1 protein-coding gene is annotated in these 1,050 nt (G+C 71.3%); it reads right to left on the reverse strand.

Annotated features, from left to right (window positions below; all coding sequences use genetic code 11):
- Positions 1-482 precede the first annotated feature (482 nt).
- Positions 483-812, reverse strand: a complete 330-nt coding sequence (locus ACWCXH_RS39985) for a hypothetical protein (RefSeq protein WP_449806429.1) — start codon at positions 810-812, stop codon at positions 483-485.
- Positions 813-1,050 lie beyond the last annotated feature (238 nt).

Here is a 1,050-nt window from a genome sequence, read left to right on the forward strand (position 1 = left end):
CCGCCTCGAAGACCCCGACCAGACCACCCGCGACGCGGCCGGCGCGGTCCTCGCCCACCTGCACGCCGCACTGGCCAGCGCCGCCCCACGCCCCGTCGAGAACCGGCCGGCTGAACCCGAGCTCGGCCGACGCCGCCCGCCCGCGTAAGCGTTCGTTACTCAGCCCCAACCACAGCGCCGGACGCTGAAGGCATGTCGCGCGGTCTCGGGCGGGTGCAGCAGGCCGAGCCGCTCGGGCGCAGCACGCTGACCGGGCTGCCCGTCTGGGAGCCGATACGCGAGATCGCGGCCGCTGTCTTCCAGATCCCCCAGGCCAGCGGGGCGCAGCTGGCGTCGGTTCGGCGGGCGGTGCGCAGCCTCGCGGCCGCCGGCCTGGTCGACCACCGGCGGCTCGCGTTGGAGGGCGTCACCTATGTCCAGCAGCGCGGCACCCCGCGTCGGCCGGTGCCCCGGTGGGAGACGGGCCCGAGCCACACACCCCGTCAGGCCGTCGACTGGCCGTTGACGCGGTACTCCTCGGAGGGCAGCGAGTCCCATTCGGTATTCGCGCCGTCGCGCGTCACCATGAACAGCGGACGCGATCGGAGGGCCTGCCCGACCAGTTGGCCGCGCATGAGGACCCCGGAGTCATCCGGTCCTGGGTAGCCCTCGGGCGTGTAGCGGAGGTGCACGTCCATTGTCTCGGCGTACGCGATCAGGTCGTTCTCCAGTTCCGACAGGTCACGCCCGACCAGCGGGATACCGTCGTACGCGACCTGGGGACCGCGCACGGCGTCGGTAGCGATGCAGAACAGTCCCGCAGCCTGGCTCACGTAGGCCGTGACGGCGGGCAGCGAAGGGGCCGCTCCGCGACGGTGGACCTCGACCTTCCACGTTGGCGAGAAGACCGGGTAGTCCCGTCCGAGTTCGGTGACCTTCGTCTGGCGGAGGGTCTCGGGCCGCCGGTCACGTCCGCTGGAGTGGTCCTACGTTGTTGGTGGGGTCGGACGGGCCAGTCGTATGGTCTTGAGATCCAGAGACTCCGGGTATGGCTATGGAGTGGTTGTCCTC

The organism is Kitasatospora sp. NPDC001660 (genome assembly GCF_053596725.1).